This is a genomic window from Virgibacillus kekensis, from assembly GCF_042654125.1.
GTDB lineage: Bacteria > Bacillota > Bacilli > Bacillales > Amphibacillaceae > Lentibacillus > Lentibacillus kekensis.
Genome location: NZ_JBHSFU010000006.1, coordinates 67,311 through 84,038, shown reverse-complemented (window position 1 = coordinate 84,038; position 16,728 = coordinate 67,311). Strand labels below are relative to the sequence as shown.

General features: G+C 40.3%; 15 protein-coding genes, 2 pseudogenes and 1 riboswitch. Of the genes and pseudogenes, 11 read left to right on the top strand and 6 right to left on the bottom strand.

Translation table 11 applies throughout. From position 1 onward, the window contains the following. Nucleotides 1–8: 8 nt before the first annotated feature. A complete protein-coding gene (locus ACFO3D_RS11310; protein WP_390296006.1) occupies nt 9–968 on the bottom strand; it encodes a type II secretion system F family protein in 960 nt (319 codons plus the stop codon). Between the two features lie 7 nt (nt 969–975). Further along, nucleotides 976–2,037 carry a competence type IV pilus ATPase ComGA gene (gene comGA, locus ACFO3D_RS11305; RefSeq protein ID WP_390296004.1) on the bottom strand — a complete coding sequence of 354 codons (1,062 nt, stop codon included), beginning with the start codon at nt 2,035–2,037 and terminating at the stop codon, nt 976–978. Nucleotides 2,038–2,140: 103 nt separating this feature from the next. On the opposite strand from comGA, the gene ACFO3D_RS11300 reads away from it, so the two are divergent. Beyond that, nucleotides 2,141–2,653: a shikimate kinase gene (locus tag ACFO3D_RS11300; protein ID WP_390296002.1), complete on the top strand. Its 513-nt coding sequence runs from the start codon at nt 2,141–2,143 to the stop codon at nt 2,651–2,653. 51 nt (nt 2,654–2,704) lie between these two features. Continuing rightward, entirely contained in the window at nt 2,705–2,884 is a 180-nt protein-coding gene (locus ACFO3D_RS11295) for a YqzE family protein (protein WP_390295999.1), read from the top strand. A gap of 23 nt (nt 2,885–2,907) precedes the next feature. On the opposite strand, the gene ACFO3D_RS11290 is transcribed toward ACFO3D_RS11295, so the two are convergent. Beyond that, the gene (locus ACFO3D_RS11290) at nt 2,908–3,702 is read right to left on the bottom strand and encodes a YqhG family protein (protein ID WP_390295997.1); all 795 of its coding nucleotides are present in this window, start codon (nt 3,700–3,702) and stop codon (nt 2,908–2,910) included. Continuing rightward, on the bottom strand, nt 3,692–5,350 hold the full coding sequence (locus tag ACFO3D_RS11285; protein WP_390295995.1) for a DEAD/DEAH box helicase: 1,659 nt from the start codon (nt 5,348–5,350) through the stop codon (nt 3,692–3,694). The genes ACFO3D_RS11290 and ACFO3D_RS11285 overlap by 11 nt, the downstream gene beginning before the upstream one ends. Nucleotides 5,351–5,490: 140 nt before the next feature. Further along, nucleotides 5,491–5,581: riboswitch (glycine riboswitch) on the top strand. Between the two features lie 170 nt (nt 5,582–5,751). Here ACFO3D_RS11285 and gcvT point away from each other — a divergent pair. Genes gcvT through gcvPB form a run of 3 tightly spaced genes read left to right on the top strand, consistent with a single transcriptional unit; the run spans nt 5,752 to nt 9,680 of the window. Continuing rightward, nucleotides 5,752–6,855, top strand: coding sequence for a glycine cleavage system aminomethyltransferase GcvT (gene gcvT, locus ACFO3D_RS11280; RefSeq protein WP_390295993.1), 1,104 nt, complete (start codon nt 5,752–5,754; stop codon nt 6,853–6,855). Between the two features lie 16 nt (nt 6,856–6,871). Further along, nucleotides 6,872–8,224: an aminomethyl-transferring glycine dehydrogenase subunit GcvPA gene (gene gcvPA / locus ACFO3D_RS11275; RefSeq protein ID WP_390295991.1), complete on the top strand. Its 1,353-nt coding sequence runs from the start codon at nt 6,872–6,874 to the stop codon at nt 8,222–8,224. Then, nucleotides 8,217–9,680 carry an aminomethyl-transferring glycine dehydrogenase subunit GcvPB gene (gcvPB, locus tag ACFO3D_RS11270; protein ID WP_390295988.1) on the top strand — a complete coding sequence of 488 codons (1,464 nt, stop codon included), beginning with the start codon at nt 8,217–8,219 and terminating at the stop codon, nt 9,678–9,680. The genes gcvPA and gcvPB overlap by 8 nt, the downstream gene beginning before the upstream one ends. A gap of 43 nt (nt 9,681–9,723) precedes the next feature. Here the strand turns inward: gcvPB and ACFO3D_RS11265 are convergent, their stop codons facing one another. Then, nucleotides 9,724–10,095 carry a rhodanese-like domain-containing protein gene (locus ACFO3D_RS11265; RefSeq protein ID WP_390295986.1) on the bottom strand — a complete coding sequence of 124 codons (372 nt, stop codon included), beginning with the start codon at nt 10,093–10,095 and terminating at the stop codon, nt 9,724–9,726. A 385-nt stretch (nt 10,096–10,480) separates the two neighbouring features. Here ACFO3D_RS11265 and ACFO3D_RS11260 point away from each other — a divergent pair. The 3 genes and pseudogenes from ACFO3D_RS11260 to mntR form a co-directional block, all read left to right on the top strand. Continuing rightward, a pseudogene (locus ACFO3D_RS11260) lies at nt 10,481–11,275 on the top strand (ribonucleotide reductase N-terminal alpha domain-containing protein); the annotation flags it as partial. Between the two features lie 309 nt (nt 11,276–11,584). Further along, nucleotides 11,585–13,354: pseudogene (locus tag ACFO3D_RS11255) on the top strand (vitamin B12-dependent ribonucleotide reductase); the annotation flags it as partial. A 140-nt stretch (nt 13,355–13,494) separates the two neighbouring features. Beyond that, complete coding sequence (mntR, locus tag ACFO3D_RS11250; RefSeq protein ID WP_390295984.1) at nt 13,495–13,911, top strand: transcriptional regulator MntR; 417 nt, start codon at nt 13,495–13,497, stop codon at nt 13,909–13,911. A 17-nt stretch (nt 13,912–13,928) separates the two neighbouring features. Here mntR and ACFO3D_RS11245 read toward each other — a convergent pair whose 3' ends face one another. Further along, on the bottom strand, nt 13,929–14,303 hold the full coding sequence (locus ACFO3D_RS11245; RefSeq protein ID WP_390295982.1) for an SA1362 family protein: 375 nt from the start codon (nt 14,301–14,303) through the stop codon (nt 13,929–13,931). 299 nt (nt 14,304–14,602) lie between these two features. Here ACFO3D_RS11245 and ACFO3D_RS11240 point away from each other — a divergent pair, with 299 nt between their 5' ends. The 3 genes from ACFO3D_RS11240 (at nt 14,603) to ACFO3D_RS11230 (ending at nt 16,716) form a co-directional block, all read left to right on the top strand. Continuing rightward, nucleotides 14,603–15,130, top strand: a complete 528-nt coding sequence (locus tag ACFO3D_RS11240) for a YqhR family membrane protein (protein ID WP_390295980.1) — start codon at nt 14,603–14,605, stop codon at nt 15,128–15,130. Between the two features lie 77 nt (nt 15,131–15,207). Then, complete coding sequence (aroQ, locus tag ACFO3D_RS11235) at nt 15,208–15,639, top strand: type II 3-dehydroquinate dehydratase (protein WP_390295978.1); 432 nt, start codon at nt 15,208–15,210, stop codon at nt 15,637–15,639. Nucleotides 15,640–15,654: 15 nt separating this feature from the next. Then, on the top strand, nt 15,655–16,716 hold the full coding sequence (locus ACFO3D_RS11230) for a M24 family metallopeptidase (protein ID WP_390295976.1): 1,062 nt from the start codon (nt 15,655–15,657) through the stop codon (nt 16,714–16,716). Nucleotides 16,717–16,728 lie beyond the last annotated feature (12 nt).

Sequence of the window (16,728 nt, the reverse complement as noted above, 5' to 3'; positions counted from 1 at the left end):
AGTCTCCTTTAGATGGTATTAATCAATTCAAACATTGGCCACATTAAAGCGGCGTAAATAAATACGATAAATCCCGCTAATACAATAAAGAATATAGGCTGTATCCAGGTAATTAATTTTGCAATTCTACGGTGCATTTCATCAGTTATCAATTCCGTATAGACAACGAGATCTTTCTCCAAAGCTTCGACGTCGGTATTTCTGTGAAATATTACAGATAGTTGTTTATCGAACATCGGAAGCTCTGCCAGAAGGTTGTTAATGAAAAATCCTCTTGATAGTTCTGATTCCAGCAGTGTTGCATAATAGGATAAAATCGGCTGTTTTCTTTGATCAGCCATAATATGCAGAATTTCTTTGATGGACATACCTGTTTTGAGCAGTGAACTAACATGCGAGGCAAATAATTGTGAGGTCTGCATCCTTTTATATTTGTAATAGATTGGGATCAGACGATAAACTGAAATCCGATTTTCGATAGGGAAATTTCGTTTATACAGCTGCCAGGTAAGCACTAGGATAATGAAGAGAAAAATCAGGATAGCGGCGAGAATGCCAAAGAAGTCGATAAATGAAACGGCAAGAGTTACTGCTGAAGTTGTACCATTACTAAGAAGGAAAATATCAGCAAATGAAGGGAGGACAAGCTGTTTGACAAGATATAGCATGGCCACAAAGATTATAAATAATATAGCCGGATACCGCGTAGTGTCCTGAAGTTTTTTCATAAAATATATCCGCTGTTCGTACATAAGGATGCATTTTGCAATGCTTAATTGGATATCCCCGTTTGCTCGGACAAAATAAAGGTATGAAGTAATCGTTGAATTGAAACGTTCTTTCTCAAGAGCTTCGTCTAATGTATCACTCGATTTCAATGAATTAATCACAGCTGCAGAAATTTGTTCAAGCTGACTATCCCATTTAATTATTTCGAGTGCGTCAACAAGAGGGTAGCCATTTTTCAATAATCGTTCAAGTCTTTTTAGAAATCGCAGTTGAATTTCCCTGCTGGGCGGTCTTTCCCTCTGCAGTAAAGTAAATTTCCTCCGAGATAAATCCATATGCAAAAGCCTTCTTTCGTAAATGCTCAAATGAATGAAACTGTTCATTGGTTTTCAAATCTGTTCCGTTTAGGATCATTTCCAATAACTCCCCGTCCAAAAGCTCCATAAGCGCAGCCCGTCGTGTGATTTCTCCACTTATTTGAATAGGAATTAGTTGAAGGGCGGCGATTGCGATGAGCGATTGTTTAAGGTCGGTACGCTGCAGGCCCATTTCCAGAAGCCGGTGTATTGTTCCTGCTGCATTTTTGGCGTGTAAGGTACTCAACACTAGATGGCCAGTAAGGGAGGCGTCGAATGCAAACTGTGCAGTGAAATTATCACGAATTTCTCCTACCATAATAATGTCCGGATCGTGACGAAGAGCAGCTTTTAGGCCAGTCTGATAGGTGATCCCTGCTTTCTCATTTACCTGCACCTGAAGAATATTAGAGATATCTTTTTCAATCGGATCCTCTAATGTGATTGTCTGATACGATTTTTCTGCTAAAATGGTCTGTAACAAAGTATAGAGAGTTGTTGTTTTGCCACTTCCAGTCGGACCGGTGAACAGAATGATGCCTGATCGGTTCGTTATCCATTTTTTCAGTTTTCTTAGTTGGTTGGGAAAAAGAAAAAGTTGTTCTAGCGGAAGGTTGCTGTCCTGCGGAAGAATGCGTATAGCTAGGCTTTCCATGTGGTTTACTGGAAGTGTGGACAGGCGTAAGGCGTAATGTCCTTCAGGTGTTTCATGAAAAATAGTCCCATTCTGTGGTTTGCGTATTTCACCAATATCCATGCCTGATGTAAACTTAAAGTAAGTCAGAAGTATATGATATTGACTGATTGGAATGGTTTGATGGAAAATTCTTTTTCCAAAAATTCGGAAGTAAATATTTGCTTGGTCTGGAAGGGGATAAAAGTGAATATCCGAGGCTTTGGCGGTAACAGCAGCGTGCAGAAGTTTTTCTGATATGGCGGAAGCAGTGGTCAATAAAGTTCCACCTCCTTTAGTTATCCTATATTCGACACGATTAGACGAATTCCTTCTTTTTGAAGAAAATATTTTTAAATTATTTTAAGGCGGGGATATACAAATGAAAAATCTTTTTTTGACAGGTTTTATGGGCAGTGGGAAAACAAGTGTAGGTGCAGCGTTGAGTGAACTCACCGAAGTTCCCGTGCTCGATACCGATCAAATGATTGAGGAAAAATACGATGAAAGCATAAAGGAAATTTTCCGGAAATATGGAGAATCAACATTTCGCAAATATGAAACAGAAATATTGGCCGATTTTCCACACAAAGACTGTGTTATTTCTACTGGTGGGGGAATAGTGGGAAAAAGGGATAACATCGATTCCATGAAGAAATCAGGGTATATTATTTACTTGCAGACTTCTTTTGAGGAAATAGCGAGACGGCTTAAGAATGATACGTCAAGACCTCTTTGGAACAATAATAACGGGGAAACAAAAACCCTATTTGATAAAAGGATTAAACTTTATGAAGAATATGCTGACATATCCATCCAGACTGATTACAAGTCGGCCAGAGAGATTGCGATAGAGATATTAGCAGAGCTGGACAAACAATCCTTAAGGGAATAAATTACCTTAATTAAGCTAAAACTATTACCACTAATTCAGGAGGTGGTAAAAATGTCCGGAAATGATTATATAAAATATCTTACTGAGCAAATCACCACTTACATTGATACCCCAGCGGAGGAAAAAAAGTTAAAGAAGTCAGCACACAAACACAGCATGCCAGGTTATACAAATAGATGGCTTGGTGTCCTACCTTTAGCTTTAAAAATGTTTATCAAAAAAGCAAACTGAACAGGCATTTCTGAACTGCCTGTTCAGTTATTACCATCATCGATCAGATAAAAAATTCCTCCATTAATTACCTCAAAAGTTATCCGAGGGGTATACCGCATTTTTACTTCTTCTATTTCTTTTCGCAAATCGTCTTTGAATTCTTCATCTTCTTCTTTCCCGCTGTAAAAGTGTTGTACAAGTTTAAGTTCTTCTTCCATCGTCTTTAATGATTCCTCTGCCCAGTCATGCGACTGATTATTGATGTAGCTATCCAAAACTCCTTCTATTCGTTTGAATCCACTTTTAAGTTTGATGATCGGAGAGATTGTATAACAATAATCAGAGATTGCCAGCTGAAGTGATTTCTCCTTCAGCCGGTCCATCATTTCTATCCGCATGGATCCATTAACAAGATGCAGTCCGATTGAAATAATTTCATCTCGTTTTTGTTTTCCCTGATAGCTAATTTTCACATTTGTCACAAGCCATGGGAATAAAGGTACATTATGATTAGCAACCACCTGCTCAAATAAGCGGGTGAACTTCTCATGATTTCTCAGATGTCCAAGAATTTGCTGCAGACGGGGACTGCCAAAATGGATCCACTCATTCTTGCCATCCCGTTTTTCAGGGGCGGTGATAAGGGTCAATTGCATGGGCTGACCCGGGTTTCCCATACTTTTTACATAATGCCAGTAAAAAGGCCGGTTCATAAGAGCACGGTCCATTTTTTCGTTAAGCTGGATTTTCAGTACCCCTTCATTGTTCTCGATAATGTCACAATTATGCGCTGTGAAGTAGCTTTCCAGGAATTCATTCAAATTACTAATTGCCATATCGTTCTTCCTCCTGTTCAGCCTGATCCTGTGTCATTTTAATAATAGAGGAGAGGTTATCGAGTTTTATTCTGGTTTCACCTGCCGATGACGACTCATTAAAAATGTTTTTGATTTCGGATTCAATATCGGAAATATTCAACTCATCGAGTATCTGGTCCAATTGCCCAATTACTTGCTCAAATAAATTTATCTTTTCGTAAAGTAGCGTCATAATATGTTCCTCAACCGTCCCATGGATTGCCAGATTATAAATAAAAACATCATTCTTTTGTCCATATCTGTGGATTCTTCCAATCCGTTGTTCAAGACGCATCGGGTTCCATGGTAAATCGTAATTTATAAGATGGTTGCAGAATTGGAGGTTAATTCCTTCGCCACCAGCTTCGGTTGCAATCAGAACCTGGGCATGATTTTCAAAAAGCTGTTTCATCCAGTCCTTTTTCCCTTTTTTGAACCCGCCCCGGAATGGTACAGACGATATACCATTTTCTTTCAGATACCATTGCAGATAAAGTTGTGTAGCTCGGTATTCCGTAAAAATAATTACTTTTTCATCACCTATCCGCTTAATAAGTTCAAGAACTTTTTCTGCTTTCGAATTTGAGGGGAGCTGTCCGAGCTTTTCAGCGATTGGTTTGATAAATTCAACCCTGGCTTCATCGGTTGCCATTTTTTGGAGTGACAGGAAACATGCCTCTTTGGAAGAACACAATTCACGTAGCAACGTTATTTTGGAAAAGGCAGGGAAAGCAGCAGTCATGCTCTCAAGCTGAGTATATACGTCCTTTTCCTGATCGGTAAATTCAATCCAGATTGATTCAATATTCCGCTTAATTGTGTCCATTTGTGTGCTGTTTCGGGTATTACGAATCATCACTTTTTGAACAAGCTGTTTCAGATAGGCATCCTGTTTAATTCTTTTACGGTCTTTTCCAAAGCGATCCAGAAATGAATCAAAGTCTCCCAGATGGCCTGGCTTCAAAATAGATACCAGATTAAATATTTCCACCAACTGATTCTGTACAGGTGTAGCTGTTAGAAGCAGGCAGTATTTTTTCTTAAGCGAACGTACGAACGCAAAGTTTTTGGTTTTATGATTCTTAAGTTTATGGGCCTCGTCTATTAAAATAAAATCATAGTCAATTTCCTGAATTTGTTCCTTGTGTGGTGAGCGTTTTGCCGTGTCGATAGATGTTATCATCACATCACACTGGTCCCAGCCATAGTTTTTACGGTGCGCAATAGCAGGAATGAAAAATTTCCCATTAAGTTCTTTCGCCCACTGGTTCACAAGTGAAGCAGGAACCAGAATGAGTGCTTTCCTTACCAGGCCACGCAGCATATATTCTTTTAAGATAAGACCAGCTTCAATGGTCTTTCCGAGACCTACCTCGTCGGCGAGGATTGCTCTCCCGCTCATTTCTTCGACAACCTGTTTGGCAGAGTCTATCTGGTGGTCAAGAAACTCCATATGGGGAAGGTAATCCAACGCTTTTAATCCTTCAAATGTCGGAGCCATTGTTGTCTGCTCTGCCTCGTATGCCATTCTAAAAAGCTCCCACGAAGAAAGAGGCTCATCATTTTCAAGTTTTACTTCCAGTTCATCAATAAACCCGGAATCTTTCTGCAGTTCTATCTGGTCCATAACAAACTTCCTTTTTAATTAGTAATAATTATAGCTATTTTTACAATGTTTCCTATGATATAATGTGACTGTATAATAGTGGAGATTTTTCCGGACTTACGGTATATAGTATATCCAATACTTAAAATTTAATTATGCGAATGAATACAAGGGGAGAGCTTACTTTTAATAGTAACGCCGAAGGAGCAAACTTGGAGTGAATCTCTCAGGCAAAAAGACTCTTGTAGGACGCAACTCTGGAGAGTGTTTACGGCTAGTAAACCACCAACGAAGCAAGTGCTTTCAGGGAAATGGATGCGTTTTCCGAGGCACGCAACTTTCTGGTTGTAGGACAGAGATTTCCCTGGATAGTCAGAGGAATCTCTATTTTTATGTAAAAAAATAATAGGGGAGTGGATGGAATGAGTGAATTGAAGAGGACGCCATTGTTTCCTGAGTATGAAAAATCAGGCGGCAAAACAATCGATTTTGGCGGATGGTATTTACCTGTTCAGTTTAAAGGGATTAAGCATGAACATGAGGTAACCCGGACAAAAGCTGGATTATTCGATGTATCCCATATGGGTGAAATTATTGTTAAAGGGTTCGACAGTGAAGCGTTTTTGCAAAAGGTCATGACCAATGATATTTCCAAGCTAACCCCAAAACGGGCCCAGTACACATTTATGTGCTATGAAGATGGTGGCACCGTCGATGATTTGATTGTTTACATGATTGAGGAGAACTATTATTTACTTGTAGTCAATGCAGCAAACACCGAGAAAGACTTTGAATGGTTGAAAAAAAATAATGATACTGGGGCAGTAATCGAAAATGTATCACCTGATTATGTTCAACTCGCGCTGCAGGGACCGAAAGCACAAACTATTTTGCAAAAACTTACGGAAACGAACTTAAATGAAGTTAAGTTTTTCCGATTCGAAAATCCGGTTTATTTTAATTCTATTGATAATCCGGCGATTGTTTCCAGAACCGGGTATACTGGTGAGGATGGATTCGAAATCTATATTTCTTCCAACAGTGGCAGAGACCTTTGGAATCTTATTCTTGAAGCTGGAGCACCTGAAGGAGTGGAGCCTATAGGGCTTGGGGCCCGTGATACCCTTCGTTTTGAGGCGAAACTTCCTCTATATGGACAGGAGATTTCAAAAGACATATCACCAATAGAAGCCGGAATGAAATTCGCGGTTAAATTGAAAAAAGAATCCGACTTTATTGGTAAGGAAAAACTGAAAGAGCAGGCTGAAAACGGTCCTTCACGTAAGCTTGCAGGAATCGAAATGATTGATAAGGGTATTCCGAGAACTGGATATTCAGTTTTTGCTGGTGACCGTGAAATCGGCTTTGTTACAACTGGCACACAATCACCAACATTAAATAAAAATGTGGGCCTTGCTATTCTGGATAGTGAGTATACCGATCTCGGAACAGAACTTGAAGTACAGGTACGTAAGCGCAGATTGAAAGCAAAAGTAGTGGAAACACCATTTTACAAACGCGGATAAATAAGGAGGGGTTTACATGGAATTTCGTTATTTGCCAATGACGGATGCCGACAAACAGGATATGCTGAATACTATCGGTGTTGAGTCGACTGATGCATTATTTTCAGATATTCCGGAAAAAGTTCGTTTTAAAGGGGAGCTTAACCTTAAAAAGCCTGCAAATGAACAGCAGCTTAAGAAGGAGCTTGCCAGACTTGCAAAGAAAAATGCCAATTTAATAGAGTATAGTTCATTTCTCGGGGCTGGGGTATACGATCATTTTATCCCCTCAGTCGTCGATCATGTTATATCCCGATCAGAGTTTTATACAGCATACACGCCATATCAGCCTGAGATTTCTCAGGGTGAACTTCAGGCAATCTTTGAATTCCAAACAATGATTTCTGAATTAACCGGAATGGGGGTAGCGAATTCCTCCATGTATGATGGCGGAACGGCGCTCGCTGAGGCTGTTACTTTAAGTGCCGGGCAGACAAAGCGCAAAAAGGTTTTAGTTTCAAAAGCAGTTCATCCGGAATCAAGGGCAGTGATCCATTCATATGCAAAAGGGCCGGATTTGGAAATCGTGGAAATCGATCAGCATAATGGCCGGACAGATTTGAACCAACTGGCTGATGAACTTGACGAAAACACTGCAGGCGTTGTTATGCAGTACCCGAACTTCTTTGGTCAAATCGAACCATTAAATGAAGTGAATGATATTATTCGCACCCAGAAAAAAACAATGTTTATCGTATCCAGCAATCCGCTCGCACTTGGCTACCTGACCCCACCTGGCGAATTTGGAGCAGATATTGTGGTTGGTGATACACAAGTATTTGGAATTCCAGCTCAATTCGGCGGTCCACATTGTGGTTATTTTGCCACCACGTCGAAATTGATGCGTAAAGTGCCAGGGCGGCTTGTCGGACAAACTACCGATGAGGATGGACAGCGAGGCTTTGTACTGACACTGCAGGCTAGAGAGCAGCATATCCGTCGTGATAAAGCGACATCAAATATTTGTTCCAACCAGGCGTTAAACGCACTGGCAAGCTCGGTTGCCATGAGTTCAATTGGCAAGAACGGTCTCAAAAAAATGGCTGAACTAAACATGCAGAAAGCTCGATATGCGAAGCAGCAATTTGAAAAAGCAGGTTTCAAAGTAACTGCGGATGGGCAATTTTTCAACGAGATAGTTGTCGGACTAGATCAGGATATTAATGAAGTTAATGAAAAACTTCTTGATAAGGGTATAATTGGAGGATACGATTTGGCTCAAGATTATCCCGAATTGAAAGGTAATATGCTAGTGGCGGTAACAGAAATCCGGACAAAAGAAGAGATTGATACTTTTGTCAATGAATTGGGGGATATCATCCATGGCTAATACAGATTTTCCATTAATTTTTGAACGGAGTAAAGAAGGAAGAACAAGCTATAGTCTGCCGGAACTTGATGTACCTGAAGTGGATTTGGACAATGAATTTGACGATTCCTTTATTCGCAAAGAAGCTCCAGATTTACCGGAAGTAAGTGAACTCGAAATTATGCGCCATTACACCGCTTTATCACGAAGAAATTATGGTGTGGATTCAGGGTTTTATCCGCTGGGGTCCTGTACAATGAAATATAACCCAAAAATCAATGAAGACGTGGCCAGATTCGAGGGATTCAGCCACATTCATCCCCTTCAGCATCCTAAGAGTGTACAGGGAGCAATGGAGATGCTTTATGACTTGCAGTCCTCATTGAAAGAAATTACCGGAATGCAAGAGGTTTCTCTTCAACCGGCTGCTGGAGCGCAAGGTGAATGGACTGGATTGATGATGATCCGCGCTTTTCATGAAGCAAACGGTGATTATAACCGTACGAAAGTAATCGTGCCTGACTCCGCGCACGGAACTAATCCAGCATCTGCGACAGTGGCAGGTTTTGATGCAGTTACCGTAAAATCCAACGAAAAGGGAATCGTTGATCTCGAGGATTTGAAGCGGGTTGTTGGGGAAGATACTGCAGCATTAATGCTGACAAATCCTAATACACTTGGTCTTTTTGAGACAGAAATCCTTGAGATGGCAGAAATTGTCCATGAAGCAGGTGGAAAGCTGTATTATGACGGTGCAAACTTGAATGCAATTATGGGTTATACTCGTCCAGGCGATATGGGATTTGATGTAGTACACCTGAATCTGCATAAGACTTTTACCGGCCCACACGGTGGAGGTGGACCTGGTTCCGGACCTGTTGGGGTATCAGATGAACTGGCTCCATATTTGCCAAAGCCTGTATTAATAAAGAAAGACGGTATGTACCAATTTAATTATGATCGTCCACAGTCAATTGGCCGGGTGAAACCGTATTACGGAAACTTCGGTATTAACCTTCGTGCATATACCTATATCCGTACAATGGGCGCCGAAGGGCTGAAAAAAGTTAGTGAGTATGCCGTACTGAATGCCAACTACATGATGCGTAAGCTGGAAAGCGAATATGTACTGCCATATGACCAGCATTGCAAGCATGAGTTTGTACTGTCAGGCAAGAAACAGAAGAAACTGGGAGTTAGAACACTGGATATTGCAAAACGCCTACTTGACTTTGGCTATCACCCACCAACAATCTACTTCCCATTGAATGTGGAGGAAGCATTAATGGTCGAACCGACTGAAACGGAATCAAAAGAAACTCTTGATGGTTTCATAGATACAATGATTGCCATTTCAAATGAAGCAAAAGATAATCCGGAAATTGTTCAGGAAGCGCCACACAATACGGTGATGAAGCGGATGGATGAAACAACCGCTGCACGTAAACCAGTCCTGCGATATACTCCGGAAGTCTAATAATATTAAGGTTAATAAAAAAACAAGGATGAGGCTAAAAACCTCATCCTTGTTTTACTTTCCCGTTCCATTTCTTAAATCCGCCTTTTAACTGATTGATGTCCTCATACCCCTTTTTATGAAGTAGCTGAGCAGCTCTTGCAGCTCTGGTACCATTCGCGCAATACAGGTATACCGGTTTATCTTTACGTATTTCAATAAGCCGCTGCTTCATTTGGGTAACTGGTATATTTCTAGCCCCAAGAATATGACCATTCTTAAATTCCTGAGGTTCACGAACATCAATTAACTGTGCTTTACGGTAGCCTTCCCGAAACTGATCCTCGGTCAGTATGGTTACCACGTTTTTTTGTCTGAAGTAACGAAAAACTCCGAAACCAACCAGAAGAACAAGTGCTATTACTAAAAATTCCATTCTATATCCCCCGTAATTCAACATTATAGTCTACTCTATTATATGTGGATTTAGATCTTTTTTCAAAGTATTTTTTTATGATAGCAGTTAAATATGGCTAGAACAAAAAGACGGATAGTAAAAATGCTGATATGTCGCATTTTGTTGGGTTGTTTCGTAAATTGTCGACGAAAAATCAAAAAAGGCAATGACAACTGGTTTTTTTGATGTATTCTTTAATATGCTCTCATTATCTTTATATTTTAAGGACATCTGATGATTGACAGTTTGGAAAGATATCAATATATAGTATTATTTAAAATTTAAAGCACTATATATTGTTTTTAATATATCTATTATGATATGTTAAGTATAACAAATTAATATGTAAAGGAGCGATCAAAAAATGTCGATTGCTGTTGAAACAAAGAACCATATTAACGTGGATGCACTTAATGAAGATATCAAAGCATTCCCCCAGGTTCACCCAATTACAAATGACATGAAATTAACACATAAAGGCGTATCAAGGTTGGTTATGCTGGACCGTTACGCCTTTAAAGACACTGAAAAGAAAACATTGAAAGAGGGCGACTTTGTCGTCCTGACCGTGAAGGCGGACCCGAAGTTCCCAGCTCGAGGGCTTGGTATTGTTAAGTCTATTAACTGGGATAACAAAGAAGCCGAGATTCAGGTAGATTCAGAGTTCGTATCTGTTTTGGACAAAGAAGAAGAGGCCGACACAGGAGTTGTAAACCGCTCACTTGATGTAATAGACAAGCCGTTGGAAGTCTTTTATGAGCAGATAGCTAAGCGAAATGCCACAGGTCTTTCTGCAGTAGAAACTACCAAGGAAAAACAACAGGAATGGTTCCAAAAGTTTAATGATGAACTAAGGAGTCTTAACTTCATCCCGGCTGGCCGTGTCTTGTATGGTGCAGGAGCTGACACAGACGTTACGTATTTTAACTGCTATGTGATGCCTTATATTAAGGATTCGCGTGAAGGGATTTCCGACCATCGTAAACAGGTTATGGAGATTATGTCACGTGGTGGTGGTGTAGGTACGAACGGCTCAACGCTGAGACCAAGAAACACACTTGCCCGAGGAGTAAATGGTAAGTCGTCAGGTTCAGTATCCTGGCTTGATGATATTGCAAAGCTGACCCATCTGGTTGAGCAAGGCGGTTCAAGACGTGGTAAAAAGCGTGCCTCGTCTATAAATAAACCTCGTGAATTGCTGGGAACTCTTTAATGACCTGTTGGCCACAACGTAACCGGAAACGGTAAGCGTGAAGGCGTAAAAACAACAGGGGGATAAAGACAATCAGCAGCCAAGCTCCGTACAGGAGAAGGTTCAACGACCATCGAAAACACGTCATTGACGGAAGTGAGTAGAGTAGAAATCAAGTGATTTCGAAGCGCGGGGACACAGACTTACTGTGTAAGATATGGTCTGAACTTCAGGGTGACCTGAAGAGCTGTCGTAACGAGACAGCATAACAAATTGGCACAAATGATAATGTTGGTGGATTCTCATCCGGATATTATTGAATTTATCATTTCAAAAATGCAGAACCCTAGAATTCTACGTTATTTGATAGAGAATACCGAAGATGAGCAGATTAAACGTCTTGCCCAGGAGAAACTGAAGTTTACACCACTGACTGAGACAGAGGCAGATCTGTATCAGGGCATCTTGAATTATCGGAGTATCCCGGGGCAGGGTGGTTTCACGGATGCTGCTATTCGTGAAGCAGAAGACAAACTGCGAACAGGCGGAACTTACTCCGTTCATAACCCAGAGTTTTTGACAGGTGCAAATATTTCGGTCTGTATTACAAAAGAACTGATGGAAGCCATAGAAAATGATGATATGTATGAACTTCGTTTTCCGGATGTAGAAAACTATACCCAAGAAGAAATGAAAGAGTACAACGAGAACTGGGATAAAATCGGCGACGTACGCAAATGGGAAGAAATGGGTTATGGCGTGCGTGTATATCGTCGTATTAAAGCAAAAGAGCTGTGGAATCTGATTAATATTTGTGCAACTTACTCGGCTGAACCAGGTATCTTCTATATTGATAATGCAAATGAGATGACTAACGCCAAAGCATATGGCGACCAGGTAGTTGCAACAAATCCATGTGGAGAACAACCACTTGCACCTTATTCAGTCTGCAATTTGGCCGCAGTTAATCTGGCCGAGATGGCAGACAAAGATACAAAAACGGTTAATTTTGATAAATTAAAGCAAACCGTAAAAACCGGTGTTCGTATGCAGGATAACGTAATCGATGCAACACCATATTTTCTTGAAGAGAATAAAAAGCAGGCACTTGGTGAGCGCCGTGTAGGTCTTGGTGTTATGGGAATGCATGATCTTCTCATCTATTGTGCAACACCTTATGGTTCAAATGAAGGTAATGACCTCGTGGACAAGGTGTTTGAAACGATTGCGACCACTGCCTATCGTGAGTCAATTGAATTAGCCAAAGAAAAAGGAAGTTTTCCATTTCTTATAGGTGATACAGAAGAAGAGACGAGAGAACTTCGGGAAGCGTTTATTAACACTGGTTATATGAAGAAGATGCCTGAAGATATCAAATTGGATATTCTTGAATATGGAATCCGTAATTCGCATTTATTGACTGTTGCTCCTACAGGAAGCACAGGTACAATGGTTGGAGTTTCAACAGGTTTAGAACCATACTTCTCCTTCTCCTACTACAGGAGCGGAAGATTAGGGAAGTTTATTGAAGTTAAAGCGGATATTGTTCAGGAATACCTCGATCGCAACCCGGATGCCAATCCTGAAAATCTTCCGGACTTCTTTGTAACAGCAATGGACCTTTCACCTGAAGCACATGCGGATACTCAATGTGTTATTCAGCGCTGGGTAGACAGCTCCATTTCTAAGACAGTTAATGCCCCACGTGGTTATTCTGTTGATCAGGTGGAAAGTGTTTACCGTCGCCTCTATAATGGCGGGGCAAAAGGCGGAACGGTTTATGTGGACGGAAGCCGTGATTCGCAGGTATTGACACTGAAAGCAGAAGAGAATTCATTCGGTGAGCAAACCGAACTGTTTGAGGAAGAGGAAGAGAAACCAAAAGTTGTTCTGATGGATACAATACAAGAACTGGATAAAACCAATGTTACCATTGGTTCCGAAGTCGGTGATACCTGTCCGGTATGCCGTGAAGGAAGCATTGAAGATATCGGTGGCTGTAACACATGTACAAGCTGTGGAGCACAGCTTAAATGTGGCTTGTAAAATACACAAAGGGGAACTGGCAATTAAGCTGGTTCTCTTTCTTTTTGTTTGGAGGTTGTCTGAATTGATATTTTCATGTATTCTTTTTATAGAAACACTTTTGCCCAGACTAAAAACTTTTCTTGAAACGAGCTGATGTTATGCCAACTCCAAGCATGGAGGACTACATTGAACAAATATATAATTTAATGGAATCCAAGGGCTATGCCCGCGTATCAGATATCGCAGAGGTGTTAGAGGTGCACCCCTCGTCCGTAACAAAAATGGTTCAGAAACTGGATAAAGATGAGTATTTGAACTATGAAAAATACAGAGGGTTCATCTTAACTTCCAAAGGAAAAAAACTTGGAGAGCGATTGGTATTCCGTCATGAATTACTCGAGGACTTTCTGAAGATAATCGGAGTGGATTCGGATAAGATTTATGAGGATGTCGAAGGAATCGAACATCACTTGAGCTGGAATTCTATTGACAGAATCGGTGATCTTGTCGAATTTTTCAAATCAGACACGCAACGAGTAGAAGATCTGCGTCAGGTAATACGTCAAAATAAATAAAGAAAAGGCCGAGCCTATTAAAAACTGGCTCGGTCTTTTCTTTTGGATTTGTTGCCGTCAATAACCCTTAAATGGGAAGCTCGTTTATTCAATTTGCGCTTCATTTGGATAGGTTGTGGGCGTTTAGAGGCAACACTTGGATTGTTGTTTGTATTCTTATATTTCATTTTTGATTGTTTAACTGCTTGTTTATATTTTCTGGTCTCATGTGAAGGAGCCCTTTTTCTGAGGAAAATAAAATAGATGGCAGCAGAGATTGCTGCACCGATTGCAAGCATCCAAACTAAATTTGATAAAAAGGAAGCAGTGTTTGTGAACAGTTGTACGACAACTCCGACAACTGCTAAACCCACAATCATATAAACCAGCCAGGTAAATTTATTGCGGACCATATAGATGTCCTCCTTTCCGATGTACAAAATACATAACTATTTTTTGTATACCACTTATTTCGGTATTTATATCATTATTCCGGAAAATTTTTAAAACGATTGTCCTTAAAATTGTTTCCTTCCGTAATGAAAATATTCAATAACTATATATTTTTGTACTACAAGACACAAAAGATTGTGCTTTCATCTTTATTTTACTAAAAAGTCGCCGTAATAACTAGTTTTGAAAATCGACAAATTTCTTTATGAAGAATTGGTTTTAAGGCAATTGGTAACAATACGGGGAGAGGTGAAAGCAAATGGAAAACAGTGAAAAACTTGAACAAAATAAGCAGGAGAAACCAAGGTCCCTTGTGACAAGGTCATTAATCACAGGGTTTGTAGGGGGGCTTTTTTGGGGTGCGATAGGGGTGGTTCTATACTTTTTCAATTTTTCTGAAGTATCCCCGAAAAGTTATTTGATTCGTTCATGGGTTACTGCTGACTGGACAGATAACTGGCTCGGTAATATTTTGTCCATTGTAATGGTAGGGGTGATTTCCCTTTTGACCTCTTTCATTTACTTCGGGTTATTCAAAAAGATAAATTCAATCTGGATGGGGGTTGGCTATGGACTGATCCTGTGGGTTTTAGTTTTTTATATTCTGCAGCCAATATTTCCGAATATCCCTGATTTATTGGAGCTGAATCGTTATACAATTGTCTCCACTTTATGCCTGTTTACGTTGTATGGTACCTTTATAGGTTACTCCATTTCCTACGATTATCATGATAATATGCGGATGACGGCAGAGAAAAAAAGAAAGGCCGCTGACAACGGAGATTAAACAATTATTCAAAAGTTTTTGTTTATGATAAACTATAAAAGTCGTATCAAATTGAATGAAAAGGATGAAAAAAGCTGATGGATCGACTTTTATTAATGAATGGTCCCAATATTAATATGCTTGGCAAACGGGAAAAAGAATTTTACGGAGAATTTACACTGGCAGATATTGAACAGGATATTACCTCTTTGGCAAAAAATCATGGTTTTGAACTGGACACGTTTCAATCCAACCATGAAGGAGAGTTAGTTGATCGCCTTCAGCAGGCAGACGGCCAGTATGTTGGAGTTGTTTTTAATCCGGCGGCATATACACATACAAGTATAGCACTCCGAGATGCAATAGCAGCAATCGACACTCCTGTAATTGAAGTCCATATTTCCAATGTCCATCAGCGAGAGAATTTTCGCCATCACTCTATGCTGGCTCCGGTCTGCTATGGGCAGATTGTCGGACTTGGTAGAGTCGGCTATCGGATGGCTGCACTCGCATTTATGGAAAATAATTAAAAGGGGAGAAAATGAATGGAGAAACTGAATAAACTACGTAAATCACTAGGGGAAAATGATATTGATGCTATTCTCATTACCAGTCCTATTAACCGGCGTTATATTACCGGGTTCACCGGGACTGCTGGTGCAGTGATTGTCAGTCAGGAACATGCGTTATTCATCACTGACTTTAGGTACATAGAGCAAGCAAATGAACAGGCTGAGGGTTTTGAGGTTATCGAACATAAAAAAATTATTCACGAAGAAATTAAAGATCAGCTTGATCGTATTAAGGTACAACGTCTTGGATTTGAGCAAGACCATGTAACCTACTCAACATTCGGTCAGTACAACGAATTGTTTACTACTGAACTGGTCCCTGTCAGCGGAATTGTTGAAGAGCTTCGTCTGGTGAAAACAGAGGACGAATTGACGGTGATGCGCCAGGCCGCTAAAATTGCTGATGACGCATTTGAACACATTAAAGAATTTATAAAACCAGGAGTAAGGGAAATCGATGTTTCCAACGAGCTGGAATTCTTCATGCGTAAACAGGGTGCAACCTCTTCAAGCTTCGATATTATTGTAGCGTCGGGATATCGATCCGCACTGCCGCATGGTGTCGCTTCTGATAAAAAAATCGAATCTGGTGAACTGGTTACACTAGATTACGGCGCACTTTATAACGGTTATTGTTCGGATATTACCAGAACAGTTGCAGTTGGTGAAATAAATGATAAACTGAGAACTATCTATAATACCGTGCTTGAAGCTCAGTTGCGTGGAGTAGAAGGTACAAAAGCGGGTATCACAGGTAAAGAAGCCGATGCACTTACAAGGGACTATATTAAAGAAAAAGGTTATGGTGACTATTTTGGCCATTCCACAGGTCATGGTCTTGGTATGGAAGTTCACGAGGGACCAGGTCTGTCATTCAGATCAGATAAGAAACTCGAAAAGAATATGGTGGTTACGGTTGAACCAGGAATCTACGTTCCGAATGTAGGCGGATGTCGTATTGAAGACGATATTGTGATTACCGAGACAGGAAACGAGCGGTTAACTAACTCATCAAAAGAATTATTCGTATTGTAGGACAGAGGAGGA

What these genes read in the sequence shown, in the direction of transcription:
- ACFO3D_RS11300 (WP_390296002.1), top strand. Translation starts at nt 2,141, where the DNA reads ATGAAAAATCTTTTTTTGACAGGTTTTATGGGCAGTGGGAAAACAAGT.
- ACFO3D_RS11295 (WP_390295999.1), top strand. Translation starts at nt 2,705, where the DNA reads ATGTCCGGAAATGATTATATAAAATATCTTACTGAGCAAATCACCACT.
- ACFO3D_RS11290 (WP_390295997.1), bottom strand. Translation starts at nt 3,702, where the DNA reads ATGGCAATTAGTAATTTGAATGAATTCCTGGAAAGCTACTTCACAGCG.
- ACFO3D_RS11285 (WP_390295995.1), bottom strand. Translation starts at nt 5,350, where the DNA reads ATGGACCAGATAGAACTGCAGAAAGATTCCGGGTTTATTGATGAACTG.
- gcvT (WP_390295993.1), top strand. Translation starts at nt 5,752, where the DNA reads ATGAGTGAATTGAAGAGGACGCCATTGTTTCCTGAGTATGAAAAATCA.
- gcvPA (WP_390295991.1), top strand. Translation starts at nt 6,872, where the DNA reads ATGGAATTTCGTTATTTGCCAATGACGGATGCCGACAAACAGGATATG.
- gcvPB (WP_390295988.1), top strand. Translation starts at nt 8,217, where the DNA reads ATGGCTAATACAGATTTTCCATTAATTTTTGAACGGAGTAAAGAAGGA.
- ACFO3D_RS11265 (WP_390295986.1), bottom strand. Translation starts at nt 10,095, where the DNA reads ATGGAATTTTTAGTAATAGCACTTGTTCTTCTGGTTGGTTTCGGAGTT.
- mntR (WP_390295984.1), top strand. Translation starts at nt 13,495, where the DNA reads ATGCCAACTCCAAGCATGGAGGACTACATTGAACAAATATATAATTTA.
- ACFO3D_RS11245 (WP_390295982.1), bottom strand. Translation starts at nt 14,303, where the DNA reads ATGGTCCGCAATAAATTTACCTGGCTGGTTTATATGATTGTGGGTTTA.
- ACFO3D_RS11240 (WP_390295980.1), top strand. Translation starts at nt 14,603, where the DNA reads ATGGAAAACAGTGAAAAACTTGAACAAAATAAGCAGGAGAAACCAAGG.
- aroQ (WP_390295978.1), top strand. Translation starts at nt 15,208, where the DNA reads ATGGATCGACTTTTATTAATGAATGGTCCCAATATTAATATGCTTGGC.
- ACFO3D_RS11230 (WP_390295976.1), top strand. Translation starts at nt 15,655, where the DNA reads ATGGAGAAACTGAATAAACTACGTAAATCACTAGGGGAAAATGATATT.